General features: G+C 48.9%; 16 protein-coding genes. 11 read left to right on the top strand and 5 right to left on the bottom strand.

Annotated features, from left to right (window positions below):
* The 5 genes from ACZ5PT_RS02990 to ACZ5PT_RS02970 form a co-directional block, all read right to left on the bottom strand.
* Positions 1 to 816, bottom strand: coding sequence for a toprim domain-containing protein (locus ACZ5PT_RS02990; RefSeq protein WP_464265327.1), 816 nt, complete (start codon positions 814 to 816; stop codon positions 1 to 3).
* Complete coding sequence (locus tag ACZ5PT_RS02985; RefSeq protein WP_464265326.1) at positions 801 to 1,049, bottom strand: hypothetical protein; 249 nt, start codon at positions 1,047 to 1,049, stop codon at positions 801 to 803. Before ACZ5PT_RS02985 ends, ACZ5PT_RS02990 begins: the two co-directional genes overlap by 16 nt.
* Complete coding sequence (locus tag ACZ5PT_RS02980; protein WP_464265325.1) at positions 1,046 to 1,279, bottom strand: hypothetical protein; 234 nt, start codon at positions 1,277 to 1,279, stop codon at positions 1,046 to 1,048. The genes ACZ5PT_RS02985 and ACZ5PT_RS02980 overlap by 4 nt, the downstream gene beginning before the upstream one ends.
* A 197-nt stretch (positions 1,280 to 1,476) precedes the next feature.
* Positions 1,477 to 2,250: a hypothetical protein gene (locus tag ACZ5PT_RS02975; protein WP_464265324.1), complete on the bottom strand. Its 774-nt coding sequence runs from the start codon at positions 2,248 to 2,250 to the stop codon at positions 1,477 to 1,479.
* Positions 2,251 to 2,363: 113 nt separating this feature from the next.
* Complete coding sequence (locus tag ACZ5PT_RS02970; protein ID WP_464265323.1) at positions 2,364 to 3,743, bottom strand: tyrosine-type recombinase/integrase; 1,380 nt, start codon at positions 3,741 to 3,743, stop codon at positions 2,364 to 2,366.
* 795 nt (positions 3,744 to 4,538) lie between these two features.
* On the opposite strand from ACZ5PT_RS02970, the gene ACZ5PT_RS02965 reads away from it, so the two are divergent.
* From ACZ5PT_RS02965 to ACZ5PT_RS02915, 11 genes are all read left to right on the top strand, one after another.
* Positions 4,539 to 5,204, top strand: a complete 666-nt coding sequence (locus ACZ5PT_RS02965; protein ID WP_464265322.1) for an Npun_F0296 family exosortase-dependent surface protein — start codon at positions 4,539 to 4,541, stop codon at positions 5,202 to 5,204.
* A gap of 277 nt (positions 5,205 to 5,481) precedes the next feature.
* Positions 5,482 to 6,993, top strand: a complete 1,512-nt coding sequence (istA, locus tag ACZ5PT_RS02960) for an IS21 family transposase (protein ID WP_464265321.1) — start codon at positions 5,482 to 5,484, stop codon at positions 6,991 to 6,993.
* On the top strand, positions 6,983 to 7,723 hold the full coding sequence (gene istB / locus ACZ5PT_RS02955) for an IS21-like element helper ATPase IstB (protein ID WP_464265320.1): 741 nt from the start codon (positions 6,983 to 6,985) through the stop codon (positions 7,721 to 7,723). The genes istA and istB overlap by 11 nt, the downstream gene beginning before the upstream one ends.
* Positions 7,724 to 8,223: 500 nt before the next feature.
* On the top strand, positions 8,224 to 9,438 hold the full coding sequence (locus ACZ5PT_RS02950; protein ID WP_464265319.1) for a MerR family transcriptional regulator: 1,215 nt from the start codon (positions 8,224 to 8,226) through the stop codon (positions 9,436 to 9,438).
* A 24-nt stretch (positions 9,439 to 9,462) separates the two neighbouring features.
* Positions 9,463 to 10,242, top strand: a complete 780-nt coding sequence (locus ACZ5PT_RS02945) for an SAM-dependent methyltransferase (RefSeq protein ID WP_464265318.1) — start codon at positions 9,463 to 9,465, stop codon at positions 10,240 to 10,242.
* Positions 10,243 to 10,849: 607 nt separating this feature from the next.
* On the top strand, positions 10,850 to 11,395 hold the full coding sequence (locus ACZ5PT_RS02940) for a nitroreductase family protein (protein WP_464265317.1): 546 nt from the start codon (positions 10,850 to 10,852) through the stop codon (positions 11,393 to 11,395).
* 119 nt (positions 11,396 to 11,514) lie between these two features.
* On the top strand, positions 11,515 to 12,132 hold the full coding sequence (locus ACZ5PT_RS02935) for a tetratricopeptide repeat protein (protein ID WP_464265316.1): 618 nt from the start codon (positions 11,515 to 11,517) through the stop codon (positions 12,130 to 12,132).
* Positions 12,133 to 13,038: 906 nt separating this feature from the next.
* The gene (locus tag ACZ5PT_RS02930; protein ID WP_464265315.1) at positions 13,039 to 13,245 is read left to right on the top strand and encodes a GSU3473 family protein; all 207 of its coding nucleotides are present in this window, start codon (positions 13,039 to 13,041) and stop codon (positions 13,243 to 13,245) included.
* 769 nt (positions 13,246 to 14,014) lie between these two features.
* The gene (locus ACZ5PT_RS02925) at positions 14,015 to 14,473 is read left to right on the top strand and encodes a hypothetical protein (RefSeq protein ID WP_464265314.1); all 459 of its coding nucleotides are present in this window, start codon (positions 14,015 to 14,017) and stop codon (positions 14,471 to 14,473) included.
* Positions 14,418 to 15,632 carry an IS256 family transposase gene (locus ACZ5PT_RS02920; RefSeq protein ID WP_464263630.1) on the top strand — a complete coding sequence of 405 codons (1,215 nt, stop codon included), beginning with the start codon at positions 14,418 to 14,420 and terminating at the stop codon, positions 15,630 to 15,632. The genes ACZ5PT_RS02925 and ACZ5PT_RS02920 overlap by 56 nt, the downstream gene beginning before the upstream one ends.
* A gap of 55 nt (positions 15,633 to 15,687) precedes the next feature.
* Positions 15,688 to 16,335 (top strand): hypothetical protein, encoded by a 648-nt coding sequence (locus tag ACZ5PT_RS02915; protein ID WP_464265313.1) that lies wholly within the window; start codon positions 15,688 to 15,690, stop codon positions 16,333 to 16,335.
* The last annotated feature ends 312 nt before the right edge of the window (positions 16,336 to 16,647 follow it).

Genomic DNA, 16,647 nt, shown 5'->3' with positions numbered 1-16,647 from the left:
TTAAATGCTCACTTTCTCGGCAAAATCTGGTTCAACCACGAAGCCGTTAACTGCAGCGGCAGATAGCGCGGCGGCGGTGCGTCCGGCATTGTCAGCGTCAGCACAAATCACGATCTGAATCGCTGGGTACTTTGCCCGCAGCGCCAGAGAGACAGGCTTAAGGTTGCCAGCAAAAAAGGCGACGGCGCAGGGGTGTCCGGTGGCTTCAGTTAAGGTGGCAGCGGTGGCAAATCCTTCAGCCAAAAGCAACACGTCGTCGGGCGGGTTGCCGATGGCGTGATAGCAACCGGTAACCGCTGTTCCCTTTAAAAATCGCTTCCCGCCAGAGGCATCAATGAACTGGAGACCGGTTAATTCCCCGGCGCTGTTACGGACCGGCACTACCAGTGAACCGTTCATTTCCCGCAGGCCGAACGGTTTGACCTGTTTTTTAACCAGATACGGGTGATCTGCTGGCGGCGGCTTCGAGCGTCGCCAAAACCAGACCGCTTTGTCGGCTGCTTCAGTGTGGCGTTTCTGTTGTTGTTCGGCCTGCTTGCGACGGGCCTCTTTCATTCGTTGTGTAAACTCGGCACGTTCGGCGGCGGTTTGCGCCTTTTTGCTGTGCCAGGTAAACCTTTCCCCCGGATTTTTCCATGTCCCGAAGGCTGCACCGTGGGTTCCGTCGCCATTGTCGTACAGGACGATCCAGCCATTAGTGGTGCGTGGCTTGTCGCCTTCAATCCAGAACCGCTTCGGCAGGCCGTCAGCAATTATCGGGGCGCTTGTAGGAGCGATTCCAGCGGCCTGCATAGCTGCGATTAATTCGCTGAACATTTGCAGGTGCTCTGCTGCCATTCGAGCCGGTTAAAAGCTTCATCATCCTCGGCAGGGCTTAACTCTCCAGTCTCGAGAGTAACCACCATCGCAGCGGTACCATTACCTGCCCGACAACCGCTAAGACCAAAGGCAACAATGGGATCAAACTTTTCGCCCTCATCGGTTCGATACACTGCGACCAGGCCAGCGGGCGCTGGGCTTATCTGCATTAAGGTTTCGTCGTTTGTCATTGCGTTCCCCTTTTGCTGCGATTGCGCAGCCAGTTGGCAAGTTCTTGGGTGTCATAAGCGACTTTGCGACCGACACGAATCGCCGTTGGTACTCTCTCTCCACGAGATGATAAATTCGCGAGGGTTTTGCCTGAAAGGATGCCGCCCGAAAAGCGAGCAACCTCGGGGCGGGCAACCATGGAGGATGGCCAATGGTCGACCAGTTTGCTGAAATGATCTTGAGTGTTCATGATTTTGTGTCTCCCGTATTCAAGTGAGTGTTGTCGGGCGTCCCCGATTTGCCTTGTGCACGGTCAAAGGATCGCATTGGAACGGAGGCGTTCCGTCAAGGGGAAAAATTATGATTTTTATAAAAAAATAACCCCTTGTAGTCCAAGGGGTTAGGCGGTTTATTCTAGTTTTTGTTGTGTGGAACGGGGCGTTCCGATTATTTTTTCTCTCGGTGTTTGTGCAGCTCTTTGCGTTTTTGGGTTGCGTTTCTTGTTGTATGTTCAGGCCAGATTAAATCATGTAGTTCTTGGCCATCGAAACCATAGTTCGTTTCAATGTAACCGATAACCTCTTTCATCGGCGTGTTGGATTGCCGTTGTTGCGCAGCATACTCAGCCGCATGCTGCTGGTGTTGTTTTTCGATCCTCTCACGTTGTTGTTTTGGGCTGGCTTCTGGCGTGCAGCTGCTCATGGCCTGCTGTCGCTCGACTTCAGAAAACCAAAAGCGCGGTAGCGGATAACCGACGGCAGTGAACCATGGACGAAAATAATCCTGTTTAACGTTGATGCGTTCCTTTTCAATTTTCGATTGTGTTCTGTTCGTAAGGTGTTCAGAAAGATCAGGCTCTTTGCTGTGTTCCAACCAGAGGACGGAGCTTTCAATTTCCCATGGAATCCGTTCTAACACGGGGGATGAGGATAGAAGCCTTGGGGGGGGAGGGGGAGAACTCCAGCCTCTATCTCTTTTTTGGGGGGCATATTTGTCTATCGTTTTTCCTGTGGGCTTGTCTATCCCCCATGTGTTATCGGGGCACAGTATCAGTGGGTTTTCAATAGTATTAGGCAGGGGGGTACCTTTAATGCAGATGCTGTTTGTCATAAGGTTCAGCCAGTACCCTATTGGTTGGTCGTTTTCTTCTTGCAAGTTAATCGCTATGGTATAGATCGGCAGTGCAGGATAACCTGAAAAGTCGTGGGGTGGTGTCAGCATTGGTGGCACTCCCTTTTCGTGCTCTTCCCTCAAAAAAATAATCCGGGCAGGGCGGTAAGGGTTTCCGCCTTTTCAGTGATCAGCCTAGTCCGGCAATGGGTAAAACTATCTGCTCACTTTTTAACCTTTTTAAGTTCAATAACATTATCTCCAGCGGGCCGGATTGCTCGATTCAAAGCAGCTATTGCTTCGCGTTGGGCGTCGGCTGACACGTGTGAATATCTGCTGGTCATGATCAAGTTCTTATGGCCCATGAGGTCGCGGACTATCGGCAGGGATGCTCCATGTTCGACCAGCCAGCTTGCATATGTGTGGCGCAGAGAATGAAATACAACCTTGTCGCGTGGATCTTTGACGCCAACGTTTAAGCCAATCTCAGTGACGGTTCTTGAAAAGGTAGCGGGTACGCTTTTATATGGGCAAAGCGTTATTTCAGACGGTTCTTTTTTTTGTGACTGCTTGCTGGCGGCTTTGCTTATGACTGAGACAAAAACAATGCGCGGGTGTTGGCAATCGACCGACCGTTGCCGCAGCATTTCACGGGCTTCGTCGGTCAGGTAGGTTGTTCGGCTTTCTCCGTTTTTGGTATCGACCAGCAAAAGTTCACCCTTGGTCAAGTTCACCTTGTTCCAGGTCAGGTTGAAAATTTCACCTGCACGCAATCCACAATGAAGGGCCAGCAGGGCCATGTCATGCATATCTTTTGATTTGGCTTTAAGGGCAGCCAGTAGGGCGGCAGCTTCATTTTTCGTCAAGAACCGGGTGCGCTGGTTATTTACTTTGGGTTTTTTGAATGCCTTGACCGCTCCAGGCCATGCCCCAAAAGCAAGTGGGGGCTTGACAGCACAGGCCAGGTTCCAGACTTGTCGGATAAGCGCCAGGGCGTAATTAATGGTCCGTGGTGCCAATGGGCGCGGCGGTGTGCGTCTTTCTTGGGCATCCTTGGCCGCCTTCTTTTTGTCACGGGGGTTCCTTTTGATTTTGGCCCGCTTACCGGCGGCCATGTTGGCCTTGATTTTATTCAGGTGTTCGATACCGACTTGCTCAAAGGTTAATTTACCAATGACCGGTTCAACCCAGAGTCGATATAATCGTTCTTCGGAACGCGATGTTCCGGCGGCCTTGTCCAGTTTTGCTTGCGGGTGGTAAACCTCATCAAAAAACTTACTGAATGTTGTATTCTTCCGACTTTCTGCTGCCTGTTCTGCTTGTTCGGTCTTGATTCTCGCGTCGCGAGCCTCGCGTTCTTGGTCCAGCGATACGGGCCCGCTACTGTTTTTGGCGTTGGCACGGAATGCGGCTATCTTCTGTTCGGCATCCAGTTCAGAAAAGCCCTCGGTCGCCCAGCCGAAAACCTCGATACGGGTCTTGCCTTTAATCGTATAACGAAGAATCCAGAGGCGATCTTTTTTGACTCCGCACTTACGGGTTGAGTGCTCTTTGTAGAATACGCCTTTCCTGCCGGTCGGATTTAGGTCATCAAAAATAGCCATATTCATTACCTCATTTTTTCAACTCTTTAAATGTAGCTATCTGCTGCACTTTGTTTTTTGGGTAGCAAGATAGGTAGCAAGTTTTTGCATGAAGCGTTGTGTTTTTATGGGAACGTACAGGCTGATAATATAACCTAAGTATCTGTTATGTAAAGTGGAAAAAGTTCATGCAGGAATGGGAAGGAAAGATCCAGATCCCGCCTGTTAATCACCTTGTCGCAAGTTCGAGTCTTGCAAAGGGAGCCATACAATTCAAGGGCTTACAGATTTTAATCTGTAAGCCCTTTTTGTTTTTCTGGTTTGTCCCCACTCTGTCCCCACTGCATGACGATATCTCTTTGTTGTCTTGGATCTGCGCGCCTTATTTTTTGTCTGTTTTGACCTTCGTGGTTCGCAACCAATATCCACCATCACTTAGTCGCTTAAATGTTTACGGACTTTTAATTTCCAGGGGTAGTCGTTGTTGTTGAATAGATCCTGCCTTGATTTGCATAAACTGCTTCGACTACCGCAGGGGATGGAGTTTTCCCATTTATAATTGCTGACAGCAGTGAAGGTGTTTTCTTGTGATGGGTTGCCGTCATTTGTCGGGCCATACATTGTACGCAATAAATATAGGGAACAAGCAAGGTGTCGAAATACTTTACAGTTGAGGGACATGGATGTCCTGTGTTTATTAACTTCCCGTTTTTATAAGTAGTTATTTTTTTGGCAGCAAAGTTGCATAAAGACCCGATATCTACCTAAACTTGAACGCTTTGTATTTAATCAGCAATTTTGAGAGTGGAGGAAACTATGAAAAAAAGAATAGCGCTCGTAGGTGTTTTTTTTCTGTTAGTAGGGATGTGTGGTTTTGCCGGTGCTTATACAATCACCTATGATTACACTCTTGAGGGTGATGGTAACAGTTACACCACTAGTGTCGCTAATGCTATCGTAGAGGATTTTTCCGGTGGCACCTTGTCTACCGGGTGGGCTTTGTCGGGGAATTATGCCCTTGTTCAAGGATCACTCTCTGGGAAATATGCTGCGCCTGATGGGTTGACTGTTCCAGATACCTCCTTCTATCTAACCGTTCCAAAGGACTATGCTAGCGCTCCAACAGCAGTCTTTGATTTTGGGGCTGGGGAATACGGTTATTTCGGTCTTTGGTGGGGATCGGTCGATTCTTATAATCTTCTTGAATTTTATAACAACGGTGCCCTAGTTGAGGCGATTACTGGGTCACAGGCAGTAAACCCCTCTACCGCAAACGGAGATCAGCAAGCACCTGATACAAATCTGTATGTGAATTTTTTCAACCTTTCCGCTTTCGATGAGGTTCGCTTGACCAGCACAAGTTACGCCTTTGAACTGGATAATGTTGCAGTTGCTCCAGTTCCCGAGCCTTCCACCATGATCCTGCTCGGCAGTGGCCTTGCCGGTCTTGCTTGGTTCAATCGGAAGCGTAAAAAAGCGTAAGGTTTTCCGACAATAAAAATCTAAAAGGCGGGGTCTTAATGGCTCCGCCTTTTTTTGTGTCTACCAAAACCGCACCCCGAACCGCTGCGATACATACTGCGCCATCACAGCGACTTGAATAGGTAATGCGGTAGCAATGCCGACAATGGAAGTAACGGTGTTAATCGGCATGCAAAAATGACCCACTTACAGGGTTAATCGGCGTCCAAAATTGACCCACCTCAGCACTTGCTCCAAACTCTCAGATTTTGCCTGAGAGAGGAGCTTCTTTAAGGAGATGCTGATCGTGGAAACTATCCGTAAAATTCGTCTTGCCCATCACCGAGACCATAAACCCATACGCCAGATCGCCCGGGATATGAACCTGTCGCGCAATACCGTTCGCAAGATCATCCGTTCCGATGTGACGGAGCAGCATTACGAACGCCAGACCCAGCCCCGTCCAAAGCTTGAGCCGTATAAAGAGCAACTGATTCAGGCTCTCGATGAAGACCACGATAAGCCGAAGAAGCAGCGCCGCAGTGCCCAGTTGCTGTTTGAGATGCTGCAGCGTCAAGGCTTTGCTGGTGGCTACGATGCTGTCCGGCGTTTCGTTCAGAAGTGGACGCGGCAACAGACCGGCGTAAGCAAAGCGTTTGTTCCCTTGGTTTTTTCTCCCGGCGAAGCATTTCAATTCGATTGGAGCTATGAACCGGTTGAACTGGCCGGAGTAAATGTTCAGATCAAGGTTGCTCATTTCCGCCTCTGCCACAGCCGTAAACCGTTTTGTGTGGCCTATGTGCGCGAAACCCTGGAGATGGTTCTAGATGCCCATGTGCAGGCGTTCTCGTTCTACGGCGGAGCTTGTAGCAAAGGGATTTACGACAACCTGAAGACAGTGGTCAGCAAGGTACTGATGGGCAAAGAACGGGTCTTCAATCGACGTTTTTTGACTCTGGCATCCCACTACCTATTTGAGCCGGTCGCCTGCACTCCGGCGGCAGGTTGGGAGAAGGGACAAGTGGAGAGGCAGGTCGGTGTGGTGCGTCAGCGATTATTCGCCAAGCGCCGCAAATTTGCCGATTTGAACGAGTTGAACCAGTGGTTAAGGGATGAGTGCCAGACGATGGCGGCGACGCAGAAGCATCCTGAATTTTCCGAACAGACGGTCGCCGAAGTTGCGATCCGCGAGCAGGCGTCGCTGGTTCCGGTGCCGGTTTTGTTTGATGCCTATCAGGAGAGTACAGCGCGGGTCTCTCGGACAGCGTTGATCAACTTTGATCGCAATCGCTATAGCGTTCAGGCCAGCGCTATAGGCAAGACCGTCACCGTTCGTGCCTATGCCGATCGTATCTCGATGGTTCACAACGGAGAGCTGATCGGCCTGCATCGTCGTCAGTTCAGTCGCGACAAGACCGTCTATGAGCCTTGGCACTACCTTGCGGTTCTCAAGCAGAAGCCCGGCGCTCTACGTAACGGTGCTCCGTTTCAACAATGGGATCTGCCGGAGCCACTAAAAAAGGCTCGCGAGCGACTTGGATCCAGTTCCGATGACGATCGGCAATTCGTCGGAATCCTTGCGTCAGTTCCAACTCATGGATTAGAGGTGGTGGCAGATGCCTGCGCAGAGGCTCTGTCAGCCAGAACCATCAGTCGCGATCTGGTGCTGAACATCCTATCCCGCGCAAGCGAACCGGAACCCGCTACAAATTGTCAGCCACCAGCCCACCTGCCCAAATTAAGATTGCTACCAACCGCCGACTGCCAACGCTACGACCGTTTGCTGGCCGGAGGTGGACATGCTTCGTGAACAACTGCTGGATGCGATGGGAAGCCTGAAGCTGTACGGAATGAGAAGTGTCCTCGATGAGGTGCTGGTCACAGGGACCAGACAGCGCTCAACCCCGGAAAGGATCGTCCTTGAACTGCTGAACGCAGAGCAAGCCGAGCGAAAAGCCAAGAGCATTCGCTACCGATTGGGACAAGCCAAATTCCCCACAGCCAAGGATCTGGACCAGTTCGACTTTAGCGCCTCACCGGTCAACGAGATGCAGGTGCGCAGTCTCTACGAGGGGCAATTCCTGGCTGCCCAGAGCAACGTCATTCTGGTCGGTGGCACAGGAACTGGCAAGACCCACCTTGCCATCGCTATCGCCCGTCAGACGATTCACAATGGCAAACGTTGCCGCTACTTCAATCTGGTCGATCTAGTCAATCAGCTTGAGCAAGAAAAGCTCGCCGGTCGCGGCGGTAAACTTGCCACCAGCCTGGCCCGATTTGACCTGGTGGTACTCGATGAACTTGGCTATCTGCCATTCTCCAAAAGCGGAGGGCAGCTTTTGTTTCACCTGATCTCAAAGCTCTACGAGCAGACCTCACTACTGATCACCACCAACCTGACCTTCGGTGAATGGCCTCAGGTTTTCAGTGACAGCAAGATGACCACTGCCTTACTTGATCGGGTCACTCACCACTGTGAAATCATCGAAACAGGAAACGAAAGCTGGAGAATCAAAAACAGAAATTGCGACCAAAACTAACCCCCTGAGGTGGGTCAAAATTGGACGCCGGTGGTGGGTCAATTTTCAATGCCGATTGACAGTAGACACGTCTGAGCTGCATGTAATGACATCAGAGAGACCGTCTCAAAAATTGTGACTTAAATCCCACTTCTCCTTTTTGAAACACCCAAATTGGCCCTTTCGCTTTACTGTAGTTTCAGCAGTTTAGCGGGAGGGCCTTTTTGATACGGACTTTCGAAATGATTTTGGCGGGAATAGCCAAGTGTTTTTGGCCTGGTAGGGATTTGGGTAGATCGGTCAGGTGGTGTTTGGTTCGAATTGGGATCAAAATCAGCAGATCCGGACGAGCTGCTGTCGATCAACTTCATATTTTCCAGACAACCAGGCCGTCATCCCCAGTATTTGAAAATACATCTCTAATCACAGTAGAAAAGTCTTGACCTGTCTAAAGGTTCATAGTTTAGCTTGAGCCATAAGCTTTATCACTCTCTTGTGAGGATTTTAAACAGGATCCATTTATGTACAAAGTTTCAGATATCTGTAAAAGGATCGGACTTGCCCGTTCAACACTTCTCTATTACGAACGGATTGGACTGGTTAGACCATCCAGAGAGGAAAGTAACGGTTATCGCCTCTATTCTGAGCAGGACTTCAATCAGTTGATCATGATCCGGCAACTGCAGAAGGCCGGTTTGAGTCTACAAGAGTGCAAACGATTTCTGGCGGGACAAGTTGATGCGGAGCTTTTAGAGTGTCGTATATTCAGCCTTGATCAGGAGCTGCGAGAGATGGAGAGCGCCCGCGAGGTTCTATCCGCTCTTTACGGCAAAGTCACCGGCCGGTCGATCGGAAATGAAGTTTTCAGCCAGCGATTGCATGATTGGCACCTCAAATTTGACAAGCAATCGTCTGCGGCGCATATCCAATGGTTACAGAAACTTGGGTTTAGTGAAAAAGAGGCACTCCATATACGTTGTGTGTCCCGCGACTTGGCAACGAACAGGGAATATATGGAGCAGTTCTTTTCCGTTTATGAGCGGATGGAGCGCCCAGGGCCAGGCAGTCAAGATGCAACCCTGAGAGCTTTCAGGTTGATCCCACGTGAAACCGATATCAACAGAATTCTCGATATCGGCTGCGGCAAAGGTTCTGCCAGTCTGACACTTGCTGACGTTTGCGACGCCCGGATAACTGCCGCCGACAACCACGCGCCGTTTTTGCAAAGCCTGAAACAAAACATTGAAAAGCTTGGACTTAGCGACCGGATCACACCCGTTAGCGCAAGCATGTTGGAACTGCCATATGTCGACAGAAGTTTCGATCTACTCTGGGCCGAAGGGACTGCCTACATCATGGGGGTTGAAAACGCACTGCGCGAGTGGAAAAGGCTTCTGCCTGTTGGCGGCTACCTGTTTTTCAGTGACGCCGTGCTAACGACAGATCAGCCTTCGCCAGAATGTGTCGAGTTTTGGAAGACCGGTTATCCAGACATGACAACCTCGGAAAATCGTCAGAAACTTGCTGAGCAACTTGGCTATCGGGTAGTCGACTTTTTTCTTCTGCCTCGTGAAGACTGGATAGCCTTCTACGCCGACATGCAACAGCAACTAGAAGTGATCAGCAGACAATCTGGGCCAAGCAAGGCCTTTTCTGATATGCAGAAAGAAATTCGTATTGGTCAGCTCTATGGGGAAGAGTTTTCTTATATCTGCTTGATGCTGCAAAAACTTTGAACTTGAACTAAATAGGAAAATACGATGTCAAAACAGAAATTTCCAAAAGCAACTAAGTACAAAGATCTCGAAACAATTTATGCTCAATGCAGTGGCCCAGGAGGGCTCAAATTGGCCGAATTTATTGCTGACAAAATGTGCCTAAGTGAAAATTCACGATTGCTTGATGTCGGCTGCAATCGGGGGTATCAAAGCTGCTTTCTGGCAAAAGAATACAACGTATCCATTGTCGGAATCGACCCATGGGACGACCGTATGGATAGCAGACCGATGATTGAACATGCTCAGGAGAACGCTAATAATTGGGGTGTTGCTAATTCCTTTTTAGCGCTCAAAACAGGAGTTCCAGAAACGGGTTTTGCATCGTCATCTTTTGACTTCGTTTATTCGACCACCGCTCTGGAAATGCTCCGTGTGATGAATGGAGAGGAAGGATACATTGCCTGTCTGAAAGAAATCAGACGGATTCTAAAGCCTGGCGGCATATTTGGTTTAGGCGAACCGATGCATTTTGACGTCGATATACCAGCCGATCTTGAACCATATGTTTCTCAAAGCGAGTATCCCTGGAAAGAGTGTTTTTCCAATTTGAACACAACTGTTGAGTCGGTCAGGAAGGCTGGTTTCGAGTTGATAGAGTCAGCCTATGCACCAGAGTCCCGAGAATGGTGGCTCGAATATGCCGAACACGATCCGTTTTGTAAGGCAAAGCCTGATGAAGATCCCAAAACCCTTGAAATTGACCAAGGTCGATGGGTCAGTTTTGGGTATGTTATAGCTAGAAAACCGGTTCCAACCGAGTAATGACTTACTGGGGAAAGTATGTTTCAAATATTGTGACTTAATCTCATGGCCCCCGACATTTGGTACGTAAAATCGGCCCTTTCGCACTGCTGTAAATTCAGCAGTTTAGCGGATGGGCCTTTTTGATACGGACATTCGAGATAATCTGGCCAGAATTGCTGTGTGATTTCGTATATGTAGAAAGTTGGCTACTTCGATTCGGCAGCGTTTTGGTTGATTTGGCTTCAAAATCGGTCAATCTGAGCGCTCTACTGTCGATCATCTCCAAACATTTGAGCCGGAAATTCTTCCGATCATAAGTGTGCTTCTTTGCGGCATTAATTGGACACACGCCACCACCATGCCCGATCAATTGATAGTCTGAACGATAGCAACAGAGAAGTCCCCTTAGTATCTTCTCCTGTTGAAAAGTGGGAGAAATGTCGTATATTTTCGAGACGGCATACTGAAATGTCTTTCCTCGGGAGGTGCTTTGATGAACCGGGTCTCTTTTACGGTACGACGCATGATACTGCCTTATCTGCTCTCGTTTCCATCCCTGGTTGCTGAGAAGGAACTAGCCCCACTCCCACTTCCCCCCCCTCATATGAAAGGTGGCAGGCCTCTGATGCAGGTCCTGAATGAACGAAGGACTTCAAGGAGTTATGACCCCCACCCCTTGCCATCATCGGTACTGTCCAACCTGCTCTGGGCGGCATCGGGGGTCAATCGAGCGGAACAGGGGAAACGTACCGCCCCCTCGGCACGAAATCGACAGGAAATCGAGATTTTTATTTCCAGAGCTGATGGCCTTTATCTGTATGATGCAAAGAGCCATGGCCTTTGCCCGGTTCTGGAGAAGGATATTCGGATTTTGACGGGGAGAAGCAGGTTTGTAAGCGAGGCGCCGGTCAACCTGGTTTTTGTCGCCGATTTGGCCCTTTTCGATCACAAGAAAGAGTCCGATAAAGTCTTATATTCCGCCGCCGACACCGGGTTTGTCAGCCAGAACGTCTATCTCTTCTGCGCCTCCGAAGGGTTGGTGACCTGCGTGCGTGGCGATATTGACAGAGCCTCCCTGGCAAAGGTGATGAAGTTGAGACCCGAGCAGCAAATCATCCTGGCTCAGTCGGTTGGGTATCCAGCGGGGGTGGGGCAGTCTGGATACGCCTAAGCCAATGTCTCCATTGTAAGACGCCACGGACCTTCCCCCGCAAATGTTGACCTCTCTACCTAGCGAGGTGTTTTTTTCGTCTCATGACCCACCATCAATCAGACACAAAGGAAGCCCCGATGCGCTGGTTTGTGGCTTTGATACTGGTAGTTACTATTTGTTCAGGTTGCGCTGCGCCGAAGCAGAGGGACGCAAAAGTCCAGAACAACCTTGCTGTGATGTCCAATAATGAATATGCAAATCCACAGAACAACAAAGCAGCAGTCAATATGTATTGCCTTGCGGATGAGCAGGAAGATGCTGACGGCCAGTACAACCTTGCCCTGATGTACGATTATGGATATGACGTTCCCAAGGACTACAAAGCAGCAGTCAAATGGTATCTTCTTGCGGCAGAGCAGGGGCATGCTAAATCCCAGCACAGTCTTGGTTTGATGTACGATAATGGCCATGGCGTTCCCCAGAACCATAAAGAAGCAATCAAATGGTATCGTCGTGCGGCGGAACATGGGGATGCTGAGGCCCAGGCTCGGCTCGGCTTACTACACTATAGCGGTCAGGGCGTTCCTCAAGACTACAAAGAAGCTTACATTTGGTTTTTTATTGTGGCTGCAAATGGCAATGAAAGTGTGCGTGAGCTATTAGTGGGATCTGAAGAAAAGCTATCCCCATCCCAAATAGAGCAAGGCCAGAAACGGGCCAAGGAGATATTGATCAAGCTTGAAGGGCAGCAATAATCACCGATAAGTGACTATTGCCAGTTCCAGAATGTCCCTGCCTATGTTGACAGAAGGGGATACTGCTTCATCTTAGGATAAATAGAACATCCGCCAAGGTTGCTGCGTCTTAAATGTAGTAACTTAAATGAAAAGCCGCTGAGGCAGCCTCGGCGGCTTTTTTTTAAACTCCAGAAATTTCGATCATCACTACCTTTTACCACGTCGGGTAAAAAGATAAACAATGATCAGCAGGGGATATACGAAAAATGCTTCACCAAATTTTCCCTGGGAAAGTGCGAATGCGCTGAACAGAAAACTAAATATTAATAGGACTATAAGCAGTATTGCAATTGGACGGTTCATTATTCTCTCGCTTTGATAATCTCGATTCGGGAACCTGGGAATAGGACTCTTCATTTTAATACCGCAGGTTGTAAGACAAATCCAGTCATTGATTAGCAGCGAGATATTCCTTCAAGGTGAATAGCCAACAGAAAGCAGATATTTTCAAATCTCAAAAAGCGTGATTTCCCTTCTTGCACCATCCCATAATAGTGAAAGGCCCGCCACTTGTCGCGCGGGCCTTCTAAATATTCTGCGAGTTTCCCTGATCACGGGCTCTTCCGGCGCTCAATGCTCGCCGGTTGCGGTGTAGCACTCATCATTGAATCGGGCGCAGTTTCGATAGGCAAACCTCCTTGTTGGGGTTAGCGAACCTAATACATCCTATGTATACATTATAGCACTATCTGACTGCCGTTGCGCACGCCACAAGTCAATCAGTCTATCCAGACAGAGATGTCTCAAACTTTGTAAATTCACTTTATGTGACTATCCGGACTCCTGTAAAAATGTGCACCTTGACAGAGCCTCTGCTTGCGCTACCGTTGAGTAATCATCGCGATTTAGATGTGGGGATAGACTATGTTAATACCGGTGGTACTTAAAGGTGGTAATGAAGAGATAGTAAGCAAAGATGAGTTACAGTATCTGCTGGCTACTCAACAGATACTGCTTTTTAAGCGGTCGGATGGGTGGGCTGATGTCGAACGGGATAAAATGCGCGACCATAAGACACCTATCGCAGAAAAGGATCGAAGAAAGCATGACGTTTATGTAACAGATTATTAATAGTGGACGTTTAAATGTCGGATAAGTCACCATCTCCAGCACGAAAGAAAACTCCAACTTGTTATCAACTGGGGTTTTCTTGTTTTAGCAAAAGAAAATCTCAAATATTGTGACTTAAATCTCACTTCTCCATTTTGGAACACTAAAATTGGCCCTTTCGCCCTCCTGTACTTTCAGGGGTTTAGCGGAGGGGCCATTTTTGAATGACTTTCGAGACGGCCCAGGTGGAAATAGCTGTGTGATTGCGGCCTGGTAGGAAGTTGGTTGGACTGATCAGGTGGTAATCTGGGTCGACCGGGGTCAGAAACCGACATTTTGGACGGTTTATTGTCGACCATCTCCAAAGATTTGAGACTGAAAATCCCCGGTCAAAGTATTCTAGATTGCAGTAAGGAGAATGCTTTTTTGAGGCTTTATTAGGATTACCAGTAAGATTTCAGTGCTATACAAAATTGACAGGGGGGAGATAACCATTAAAGTGTATCTATATACAGGATGATGTTTTTTGCGGGCTCGGTTTGGGCATAGAGGAGACACCTCTAGCGACGCTGGCATTACTTTAAAAGTCAGTTTGCTGCCACTATATCGGTGCGCTGATGCGGGTCGTCCGTTCGTGTGATAGGGGGGAGGAAAATCTTCTGGCGACGCACGGCATGGATTGATATGGCTTTCATCTGATTTGTAGTGCGAGGAAATGGTTGCCCCCTGTTAGGTTTCCCCTCCTTTTTTCGCTGACCCGATCCTAAAGCTGCGACATTGGGATGATTATATGGCTACGATCTTCGGAACGGAATGCGATCTGGCGCAAGAAGATAGGTTGGCTTCCGCCGTCGACACGGCTGAACTAATGCTACTTTATGCTGCCGAGCAGGGCAAAGACTTTGAAAAGGACCATATTGATACGATCATTCGGGTAAGGAATAACCTAAATAGTCAAAACCGGGAAGAGATCGAGGAGGCGGAATTTTGGGATGCCTACCGCAACCTCCGTCTGGCAATAGAGCCGGTGTCGAGGGAGAGCCTCATGGATACCGCGTTTGAAACGCGGGATGGTGTACGGACCAAGTCTAAGGCTGACAAAGCTGTCAGCCTGTATCAAGTGATAAGAGGGTGTAAAATCTTTTGTGTAAATGCTCCCAGTCGGTTACAACCCGTAACCACTGGAGGAACTGATGACCATACCCGACGACTTGCTCGACTCCCTGATGAAGGATTACAAGAATCCTGAAGATCTTATCGGGGAAACTGGGCTACTGAAACAACTGACCAAACAGCTTCTGGAACGTGCAATGAAAACCGAGCTGACCGAACATCTCGGCTACGAAAAGAATGCTCCGTCAAACAACAAGGCTGGTAACGCCCGCAACGGTAGCTACCAGAAGAAGGTCAAAGGCGAGTTCGGCAATCTTGACATTACCGTTCCCCGTGACCGTGATTCCAGTTTTGAACCGATAATACTGCCTAAAGGGCAAAGCCGCTTCAGCGGTTTTGATGACAAGATCATCGCCCTGTATGCCCGTGGCATGACGACCCGCGATATTCAGGCGCATTTGGAAGAGATGTACGGTGTAGAGATTTCACCGACGCTTGTTTCCCAAGTGACGAAAGCGGTCCAAGAGGAAATCGTTCTTTGGCAGAACCGGCCGCTGGATGATATCTGGCCGATTGTTTATCTCGACGCCATTCGGATCAAAGTACGGCAAGAAAATCGAGTCATTAATAAGGCTGTTTATCTTGCCGTTGGTGTCAACCTTGATGGCCTCAAGGAAGTCCTTGGCATGTGGACCGCCGAAACTGAGGGTGCCAAGTTCTGGTTGCAAGTTGTCACAGAGTTGAAGAACCGGGGCGTAAAGGATATCTTCGTCGCCTGCGTCGATGGCCTGAAAGGCTTTCCTGAAGCGATTGAGACAGTCTTCCCTGATACACAGGTTCAACTCTGTATTGTTCACATGGTGCGGCACAGCTTAAACTACGTTTCCTGGAAACAGCGGAAAGAGGTCGCCAAGGATCTGAAGGCAATTTACTCATCAGCGACTGTCGAAGAGGCCGAGTTTAACTTAGAGCTGTTCGAAGATAGATGGAACGCCAGTCACCCGACAATTGCTAAATCCTGGCGACGCAACTGGGAGCGGATTACGCCACTGTTCTCATATCCGTCCGACATACGCAGAGCGATTTACACGACCAATGCCATCGAATCGGTGAACATGTCACTGCGGAAGGTCACGAAGAACCGGGGATCGTTTCCCAATGACGAATCAATGATCAAGCTGCTCTACTTAGCGTTACAGAATATTTCAAAGAAATGGACAATGCCGATCCACAACTGGCGATCGGCACTGAATCAATTTTCGATTATATTTGAAGGGCGAATGCCGCTACTCTGACCGACTGGCCATTTACACAATCTGCGTTACAGGCCCAGTGATAACGGTTATTTCCATGCTTGTCCTTTTGTTGTTCCAAGTCTACTGGGTATTTCTCTCAAATGTTGTGGAAAACGCAAAGAGAATAAACGATAAGATCATCGAGAATAAAGTCCTAAGGGAGGTGCCCTACATTGAGCTTAGGGCCGGAAAGTTTTCCGCCGTTGCGCCCAGTCTTGGACCTGATGAAGAAAGCATAAAACGAAGAACTGAAAATTATAGGCGGGAGTTGGAACTTGATCAGCTATCTGACCAACTTGAAGCTAACAATGAGCTCTTAGGTTGGACGAAAATCTTCGGGACAGGCAATGCCCTGCAAATACAGGCCGGCACCATTTCCCTTGACATCATGTCCCAGTACCTGCTGCCGATACTGTATGGACTTGTTGGTGCATGTGCCTATATCTTACGAACGATATCGAAGCAGATTAAGGAGCGTACCTTTACCGGCGCCTCCAATACCCTGCTCCAGTTACGAATGGTCCTAGGGGCTTTAGCTGGTTTTTCGATAGCTTGGTTTGCCAACCCGAAGGGTGGAGTGGGCCTACTAGAAAGTCTCACACCCTTCGCCCTCGCTTTTCTAGCCGGTTACAGCGTTGAATTGTTATTCTCTGCAATGGACACGCTTATAGAGGCCTTTTCGAACGGCCGTGCCTCATCGTAATGAGTGCGCAAACGGGCTTAGAGCTCGAATCGGAGCAGTTTCTTCGTCTCGGCTCGTTACCTTCACCCCGCATCTGAGGTTAATGGAGAGAATTTCTTTTATGTTTTTGGACAGGGTGTCTCATAAATTGTGACTTAAATCTCACTTCACCTTTTTGGAACAGTAAAATCGGCCCTTTCGCCCTGTTGTAATCTCAGCAGCTTAGCGGAAGGGCCTTTTTGATACGGACGTACGAGACGGTCTGGTTGAAAATAGCCATGTGATTAAAATTTGGTAGGAGGTTGGACGGACAGATCAGGTGATGATTTTGCC

Source organism: Desulfuromusa ferrireducens (assembly GCF_055389805.1).
The sequence above is the reverse complement of the archived record's forward strand: the minus strand, read 5'-3'. Positions and strand labels throughout refer to the sequence as shown.

What these genes read in the sequence shown, in the direction of transcription:
- ACZ5PT_RS02990 (WP_464265327.1), bottom strand. Translation starts at nt 816, where the DNA reads ATGTTCAGCGAATTAATCGCAGCTATGCAGGCCGCTGGAATCGCTCCT.
- ACZ5PT_RS02985 (WP_464265326.1), bottom strand. Translation starts at nt 1,049, where the DNA reads ATGACAAACGACGAAACCTTAATGCAGATAAGCCCAGCGCCCGCTGGC.
- ACZ5PT_RS02980 (WP_464265325.1), bottom strand. Translation starts at nt 1,279, where the DNA reads ATGAACACTCAAGATCATTTCAGCAAACTGGTCGACCATTGGCCATCC.
- ACZ5PT_RS02975 (WP_464265324.1), bottom strand. Translation starts at nt 2,250, where the DNA reads ATGCTGACACCACCCCACGACTTTTCAGGTTATCCTGCACTGCCGATC.
- ACZ5PT_RS02970 (WP_464265323.1), bottom strand. Translation starts at nt 3,743, where the DNA reads ATGGCTATTTTTGATGACCTAAATCCGACCGGCAGGAAAGGCGTATTC.
- ACZ5PT_RS02965 (WP_464265322.1), top strand. Translation starts at nt 4,539, where the DNA reads ATGAAAAAAAGAATAGCGCTCGTAGGTGTTTTTTTTCTGTTAGTAGGG.
- istA (WP_464265321.1), top strand. Translation starts at nt 5,482, where the DNA reads ATGCTGATCGTGGAAACTATCCGTAAAATTCGTCTTGCCCATCACCGA.
- istB (WP_464265320.1), top strand. Translation starts at nt 6,983, where the DNA reads ATGCTTCGTGAACAACTGCTGGATGCGATGGGAAGCCTGAAGCTGTAC.
- ACZ5PT_RS02950 (WP_464265319.1), top strand. Translation starts at nt 8,224, where the DNA reads ATGTACAAAGTTTCAGATATCTGTAAAAGGATCGGACTTGCCCGTTCA.
- ACZ5PT_RS02945 (WP_464265318.1), top strand. Translation starts at nt 9,463, where the DNA reads ATGTCAAAACAGAAATTTCCAAAAGCAACTAAGTACAAAGATCTCGAA.
- ACZ5PT_RS02940 (WP_464265317.1), top strand. Translation starts at nt 10,850, where the DNA reads ATGCAGGTCCTGAATGAACGAAGGACTTCAAGGAGTTATGACCCCCAC.
- ACZ5PT_RS02935 (WP_464265316.1), top strand. Translation starts at nt 11,515, where the DNA reads ATGCGCTGGTTTGTGGCTTTGATACTGGTAGTTACTATTTGTTCAGGT.
- ACZ5PT_RS02930 (WP_464265315.1), top strand. Translation starts at nt 13,039, where the DNA reads ATGTTAATACCGGTGGTACTTAAAGGTGGTAATGAAGAGATAGTAAGC.
- ACZ5PT_RS02925 (WP_464265314.1), top strand. Translation starts at nt 14,015, where the DNA reads ATGGCTACGATCTTCGGAACGGAATGCGATCTGGCGCAAGAAGATAGG.
- ACZ5PT_RS02920 (WP_464263630.1), top strand. Translation starts at nt 14,418, where the DNA reads ATGACCATACCCGACGACTTGCTCGACTCCCTGATGAAGGATTACAAG.
- ACZ5PT_RS02915 (WP_464265313.1), top strand. Translation starts at nt 15,688, where the DNA reads ATGCTTGTCCTTTTGTTGTTCCAAGTCTACTGGGTATTTCTCTCAAAT.